The sequence below is a fragment of the Candidatus Zixiibacteriota bacterium genome, from assembly GCA_034439475.1.
Lineage (GTDB): Bacteria > Zixibacteria > MSB-5A5 > GN15 > FEB-12 > JAWXAN01.
This window is the reverse complement of the sequence record JAWXAN010000003.1, coordinates 1-7,021: the sequence shown is the minus strand read 5'-3', so window position 1 is coordinate 7,021 and position 7,021 is coordinate 1. Positions and strand designations below refer to the sequence as shown.

At 48.4% G+C, this 7,021-nt stretch carries 7 protein-coding genes; 2 read left to right on the top strand and 5 right to left on the bottom strand.

Translation table 11 applies throughout. The features are described from left to right. A partial coding sequence (locus SGI97_00200) for a hypothetical protein (protein MDZ4722323.1) occupies positions 1-193 on the top strand: 193 nt, incomplete at its 5' end. 266 nt (positions 194-459) lie between these two features. After that, positions 460-1,344: a hypothetical protein gene (locus tag SGI97_00195; GenBank protein ID MDZ4722322.1), complete on the top strand. Its 885-nt coding sequence runs from the start codon at positions 460-462 to the stop codon at positions 1,342-1,344. A 69-nt stretch (positions 1,345-1,413) separates the two neighbouring features. Here SGI97_00195 and SGI97_00190 read toward each other — a convergent pair whose 3' ends face one another. From SGI97_00190 to SGI97_00170, 5 genes are all read right to left on the bottom strand, one after another. Beyond that, a complete protein-coding gene (locus tag SGI97_00190; GenBank protein ID MDZ4722321.1) occupies positions 1,414-3,078 on the bottom strand; it encodes a hypothetical protein in 1,665 nt (554 codons plus the stop codon). A 116-nt stretch (positions 3,079-3,194) separates the two neighbouring features. Continuing rightward, positions 3,195-3,887 (bottom strand): SDR family NAD(P)-dependent oxidoreductase, encoded by a 693-nt coding sequence (locus SGI97_00185; protein MDZ4722320.1) that lies wholly within the window; start codon positions 3,885-3,887, stop codon positions 3,195-3,197. Positions 3,888-3,897: 10 nt separating this feature from the next. Beyond that, positions 3,898-5,142: a 6-carboxytetrahydropterin synthase gene (locus tag SGI97_00180; protein MDZ4722319.1), complete on the bottom strand. Its 1,245-nt coding sequence runs from the start codon at positions 5,140-5,142 to the stop codon at positions 3,898-3,900. A gap of 42 nt (positions 5,143-5,184) precedes the next feature. Continuing rightward, positions 5,185-5,724, bottom strand: a complete 540-nt coding sequence (folE, locus tag SGI97_00175; protein MDZ4722318.1) for a GTP cyclohydrolase I FolE — start codon at positions 5,722-5,724, stop codon at positions 5,185-5,187. A gap of 99 nt (positions 5,725-5,823) precedes the next feature. After that, on the bottom strand, positions 5,824-6,681 hold the full coding sequence (locus SGI97_00170; GenBank protein ID MDZ4722317.1) for a lysyl oxidase family protein: 858 nt from the start codon (positions 6,679-6,681) through the stop codon (positions 5,824-5,826). Positions 6,682-7,021 lie beyond the last annotated feature (340 nt).

Below are 7,021 nucleotides of genomic sequence, written 5' to 3'. Positions count from 1 at the left end.
GGTACTGCACCTGTCGATATTTCTGATCTCACTGCGCTCATCGATCATCTCTTTATTTCGCTGGCTCCGACGGCGGCGTGTCAGTGAGGTAAGACGTCATGATCGTTCGCCATGGAAAACCGTAGCGGATGACCTGCGAATATCGGAGAAGATGGATTCCAGTTTTCACTGGAATGACAAAATAGAAAGCTGACTGCACTTCTTAATTCTTCGTACACGCCGTCCTCCATTGGCGGATTAGAAAATCTCTGCCTGCACCAGAGAGAAGAGAATATGAGATTGCCGTGTCGCTCCTCGCAACGATAGGAATGGGTGATTGGCTTTGAGTCTTGCACTCCACTCTGCAATCAGCGGACCGTTTGTCTGTGATTTTCGGTTGTCTACAATCGCCTAAGTTAAAACTGTACTTTCCCGTTCTGGCAATCTTTCTTGCTCACATGAAAGGAAGCGCGCTCCATCATGTCCAGACTCTATAAGTATGCCGCTCTCGGCGCACTCATAATGTTGACTGCGGGCTGCTTCTCATCGCGCATGAAGGCGCTCTATGAAAGCGTCAAAGACCCCATGTTCAAGTTCAACGATCAGAAGTCTATCGGGTTCATCTCTATTTATTGGCATAAAAGCCGTGTCCACGAACGAACCATCCTTACGCAACAGCAGCAAAAAGACCTCTTCGGCGGTGTACTCACAAACGTCAAAAAGGAGCAGATTTTCTGGGAGCGGGGAGGCCCGGCCGAACTGACACAGCTTCAGGAAAAACAGATGTTCGGCTATTTCCAATCTGAGTTTAATTCACGGGGTTACCAAACGAGCTACATTTTCAAAAGGAAAAAGCCTGTGGTTGCCGCCAACCCGGATTCGACAGCGCAGGTGCTTTCTCAAGAGAATGAGACTGACGAATACACAAACGAAGACGCAAAAAGTCTGACTGATAAGGCCAAAGACAGCATTTTCCACGACTTTTATATACCGCTGAAAACCGACAAAGATTTGGCCGACAGCATCCATGTTATTTACGAAGGCGAAAATTCTCCCGATCTCATCTTTCAGACTTACTTCTGGCAGTTGAGCGGGACACTGGTAAAATCCCGAGTCGCAAGTCCTCGGGGGTATTCCAGCGAGTCGAACAGCGGCGATAGACGCACCGCCCTCTATATTTGGGTCGATGTTTGGGCTGAGAAGCCGGATTACAAAAACCATGTCTGGTCAGGCGCAATTATTCGCGCAAGCAAAAAGGCAAATCTCAAAGAGCAAGCCGCAGATATGATTGCCGATTTGTTGCAAAGCCAGAGCTTTCCATTCTCACATCCCACTGACACACTGCCCCAGCTTTCAAAACAATAAATTGTGTATGGCAAAAAAACGGCCAAAGCATAGTTCGCTTTGGCCGCCTACTCTCTGAACAATCAATTCTTACAGATCGGCGAGTTTCAATTCCATATCGGCGTTGCTCCACTGCGATTCATAAGCAGCCAAGGCTTTTTGTGAGTCTTCATCTCGTCCCATTTTTGAAAGGGCATGATGCAAACCAAATAATGAACGGGCATTATTGGGATGTTTTTTTAGATCCAATTGAAAGACCGCGGCTGCTTGTTCATATTTCTCAGCGGCGAGCAGCGCTCCTCCGAGCGATTCACGTGAGGTAATATAGAAGCTCTCCGGTTCGTCGTAATACAGCGTGTCCTGAGCCGACACCGCTCTCTGATAGGCCGCGATAGATCTGTCATACTTCTTGTCTGCTGAAGCAATTTTTCCATCCATAAGATGGCGGGCGACTTCGTAGACCGAATGGGCGTTATTTACACTAAATGTTCTATCAGCAGGAATGGTTGCGATAAGTTTTTCGAAAGCCATCTGCTCCCCTTTCGCCCCCTCAATATTTCCTTTGCTGGCATGGGCCATCGCTCGCGCGAAATGCCACATGGCAGTGGTTGAGAGCAGAATGCTGTCCGGTTTTGGGACCGCGAGAATATCATTCCATTTGTATCCGCGGATTTGAATAAGCAACGGGGTGGCCGCAAACGATTCGATCATGGCCATCTCTTTGGCGATGGGCAGGACATGTTTATAGACTTCGTCGGCATACCCTTTGGCATCGCTGTATTGTCCCTGTAACGCCCGTCCAACAGCATAAAACTGCGCGTTGTGGGTGTAATACATCATAGGATAAACCGAAGGCTCTTTCAGGTAAATACTGTCTGTTTTCACTGCAATCGCATTCTGACGGGAGGCTGATTCATAGTCGCCGATACGCATGTAGATATGAGCCGGCATATGTACCAGATGTCCTGCGCCCGGCGCAAGCGTTTCAAGCGCTTTCGCGGCTTTCATTCCCTTTTCTGGAGTTTTTGAGGCTTCGATAGCATGTATATAGTAATGATTCAAGCCTATATGGTTTGGATATTTCTCGAGTGCCCCCTCGAGAGCGGCTACCGCTTCAGGCGTACCTTCAATTGGCTCATTGTCGAGGGTGTATAAACGCCATGGATTTAAAAGCATGATGCTCTCGGCATACATCGTTGCAACATGCGGGTCATCGGGATACGTTCGGGCGACTGTGGTCATTTCATTTCTGTAGTCCATGTCTGCTTTTTTCAAATCAGCCTTAGGACCGCTAGGGTAGCGAACAACCATAGCCGTAATCAGAGCCCTTTCCATGGCCGATGTTTTGTCGGTGAGCTTCAGAGCTTTTTGAATTTCCGTATGCGCCTGCACACTTCGCGCCGAATCAATCGGGATATTGTAATTTGGACCCGAGGCATATGCTATTCCCCAGTGAGCCATCGCGAGGTTCGGATCAAGTTCCAATGCACGACGGAACGACCGGATAGCTTCGTCATGATGGAAACCAAAAATAAAGGACATACCCTGATCAAAAAAACACTGCGCCTCTTTGTTGTCGGTGCTGACAGGAAATGAAATATCCCCCAGACCTGATATGAGTTTAATGGGATTGGCATCGTAGTAGACTTTCCCTTTTTCGCAGGTCTCGCAGGCGTATGCGGAACCCAATCCGCCAAAACAAACGTAGAAACCCAATCCGAGCGCGACAACTCCGCGGTAGATTCGTTTGCTCACTTTTTTCTCCTATCTATTTAAATTATAGCGAATCGATACTTACACACTTCTGTAAAGAAAAAGACTGCAGAGGCGCTGTCAACTACAAAGATTGGGACAAGGCTCCCATACTTGCATTACAGCCGGCCGCTCGTATTTCCAATCGATATCCCCTCCACAAGCACCGAATCCGGCCTCGAGAGCGTATAGGCTACAGCGTCAGCTACCTCTTTCGGATTCATCATTTTTTCGCGGGGCCAGTTTCCCTCGAGTCCATCCCATATAGCCGTGTCTATCGCCGAGGGATAGATATTGATAACACGGATTCCACGCCCGCGAAATTCCTCGCGTACACTCTGAGAAAATCCTTCGAGCGCAAATTTTGTCGCACAGTAACTGCTCCAATTGGGAAATCCAGTTTTTGATGCGATTGAAAGGATATTTACAATGCTCGCCCCCGCTGGCATGTCTGACGAAAGCCGCTGTGTGATCATGAACGGCGCGGTGACATTGACAGTCATTGCATCCTGCCATTCTTGAAATGTGATTTTTTCTATCGGTTTCACCACTGCCATTCCGGCATTGTTTACCAGAAGATTGAGCGGCTTGCCCGAAATTTGTGCAATCATTGCTTCAATCTGAGTGATATTCCGCAGATCATAAAGCAACACTTCCGAGGTCGCGCCAGCCTTAGCAGCAAGTTTTCCGGTTTCCGCAAGCTTGTCCGCGTTTCTTCCATGGAGCAAAAGATGTCTGCTCTTACTTGCCAGTTTGAGCGCGATGGCCCGACCAATACCTCCGCTTGCTCCTGTTATCAATAGACGTTCCATCGGTTTATCCCTATTTTGAAGCCGGTTTCGGCATGCAATTGTGTCGTCTCAAGGTAAATCTGTTATTGGGAGTTTCCCACAAACGAAGCCGCTCCAACTGGTTGCCGAGCGAAGTCTCGCACCTTTTCCACAGGCTTTCAATGATATTTTCGCCAGTACTTGGTCGGTCAATAAAATCTTCGGATTCAAGGTCAAGATGCTTATAGGCATACCCCGCAAGTGCCTGTCCAAGATTGCATTTGAATGCGAGAAAATTGAAAAGTGTTCCGCTTCGTTCGTCAAGAGTGCCGGCAATTGTTGTCTCAACCTGATAGTGATGCCCGTGCCCGTTGGGGTTATTACATTTTCCAAACATCAGGGCGTTTTCAGATTCTGATAAATGTTTGCTCTGAAGCCTGTGGGCCGCATGAAAATTTGTTCTAAGCCCCAGCTTCATTTCGCCCCGGTTGGTATACTCGGCGAAGAAACTCTCCATTTCGTAGAGACGAACTCGGTCAAGAGGCAGCTCAGACGATAGCCGTGCATGAAGATATCGGGCAATGACTTCGGTTGTGATAGGCATTCCAGAAAGATCGGGCAGGTCGACATTGAGATTTTTATGATCGAGATCTGAGCGCAGTTCCGTCATGACCCGATCGATTGTTTCATGTGAAACAATTTGGCCGCTTTCGGCATCAATTCCACCTGAAAGTGTAATACGAAGGCGATAGTTATGTCCGTGGCCTGACGGAGCCGATGCAATGCCAAACAGATCTTGATTTTCTTTGTCGCTGAGATTTGGCGAAAATGTCCTTCGCGCCGCGGAGAAATCAATCCAGAAATGACGCTCAATCCGGCCGTCAATATAGGCCGTGACTTCGCTGTCGGGTGTCTCGGAAAGATGGCAAGCGACCGGTTTTGCTTCTGAATCTGCAAAAAGTGGGATTACATCGAAAAGCAACTGAATGGCAAGATGTTCGGCTGTCGGCTGAACACGGGTAAACGGCTGAGTATCCTTGTTCAGGAATTTGTGATCATACCGGGTGTCGAGAATTTCGTTAATCTTCTTCTTGACCTCAGAGATATTTATCATCATTCCCGTTTTTGGATCGACCGGCCCATGAAAAATAAAGTAAGCAATAGGATTGAGCCCGGTGCCGTAGAGTGAGCCTTCGTGCGAGCCGTAGTGTTCACTATTTTTTTGCTGTGTCCATTCAGCCTGATACAGCTGGCGAGAGAGAGAGAGCTCGAAGCGTTTGCTGAGAGTGGCGTACATCGTTTCGGCTTGTCCCTCTTATATGATACGTATGCGAACGGATTACTGAATAAGGCTCAAAAACTCTTTTCGGGTCGCTTCGTTGTCGCGGAATGTCCCGAGCACGCACGATGTTTTCATGACGGAATTCTGTTTTTCCACTCCTCGCATCATCATACATAAGTGCTTGGCCTCGATAACAACCGCGACACCGGCCGCGCCAGTCACTGTGTTGAGGCTTTCGGCTATCTGTTTGGTCAGGCGCTCCTGCACTTGGAATCTTCGGGCAAACATATCGACAATGCGGGCAATTTTGGACAGACCGATTATCTTCCCATTGGGCATATAGGCGACATGGGCTTTCCCTATAAAAGGGAGAAGGTGGTGCTCACACATTGAATAGAGTTCGATATCTTTGACTAAAATCATTTCATCGCTATCAGCTTCAAAGAGTGCGCCATTGACGATTTCGTCGAGATTTAATTCATAGCCGCGTGTGAGATACCGCATGGCGCGCGCGGCGCGTTCAGGCGTTCTTTTCAGGCCCTCACGGTTGAGATCTTCACCGACCGCGCTTATTAGCTCTGCGTACGATTTTTCCACTCGAGCAATCCTCTTCTCTCTGCTTTGCGCCAAGCTGTGCGATACTGTATCTAAGCTTCAGCATGAACAGCGCTTCGCCCGGAAAGGTTTCGCTGTATGTTAAGAATGAATGGGGTTCGGGGCAAGCGGATTTTGAGAATGAGGGGATGTCCTAACGGAGCTTCTCACTTCAGGCCACAACCCGAGAGGGTAATCATGGGTAATCCATTCGGGGTCTCGAAAGAGACGCAAATCCGCTTGGCATCTACCTGCAAGCCGCATTGGGCTGCTCGGAGATAAATAAGTGATCAACGATTCGCGCCAATATTCGCCCGGCGGGATCCCGGTGATATCGATGCTCTGATCCGGCAGAGCTTTATCATAGACGTCAATCCAGCCAAATGACAAGCCTTGGACAACTACACCTCCCTGTTCAAGTCCGCAGGAGAAGAAAAAACCATCAGGGTCGAAAGCCGGGAGAGAGGCATCATATATGTCTTCGTCAAGAATACAAAAGGTCGTTTTGTTGCCGCTCCTGAGAATTTCGCCGACACTATCGCCGGGCAAAACCTTGCGAATTCTGAATTGCGACCAGCCGGTGAAATGAATGTGTCCATGAGTGTCATGGTAGATAAATGATCCGGCCAGTCTGTCTGCGTAGCTTCCATCGGAGAGAAAGGCACGCTGACTTACCGCTTGCTGTGTGTTTCCGTCGGTCGGCTGGGTGCCGTAGAGATAGAGCGGTCCGGCGCCGCGATTGGCTGTTCCGTTGGAAATCCGGAGGTGGACATGCCCCGGCACAACGGTTCCGACAATATCATTGATATACAAATCCGATGCGCGAACGACCAGATCCGGCCAGAGCGTGTCAATAGCAGAGGAAGCCTGGTCTGATGCGCTGGCTGGTGCAGTCAGCAGAAGCAACGCGATGAGTCTGTAAGTAAACACGGCGAGTGTAGATCGAGAGCTGTCTTTCAAATCCGTCTCCACGATTACCGTTTGCCTAATCCGTTTTTTATCGGCTCGTGTCTTTTCCAGAAAGTCGAGTTAATTGAATATATGTCAAAATCTTCAATTTACGACATCTATATTGGGTCATTTCTTGTCCTGGGCCGCGTTTTCCACAGTTCTTAAGGGAGTGGTGGAACCGAAACCATCTCATGTTTGTCTTTTCTGTGCCGTCTAGTTGAAGTTGAAGTAGGTCAGGATCCTTGTGATCCTGACATCTTAATTCTCCGTCTTTCATTTACAACAAAGTATACACATTTTTATCCCAGACTTGAAGATAATGATAAATGACAATCTCGGTAGATCATTC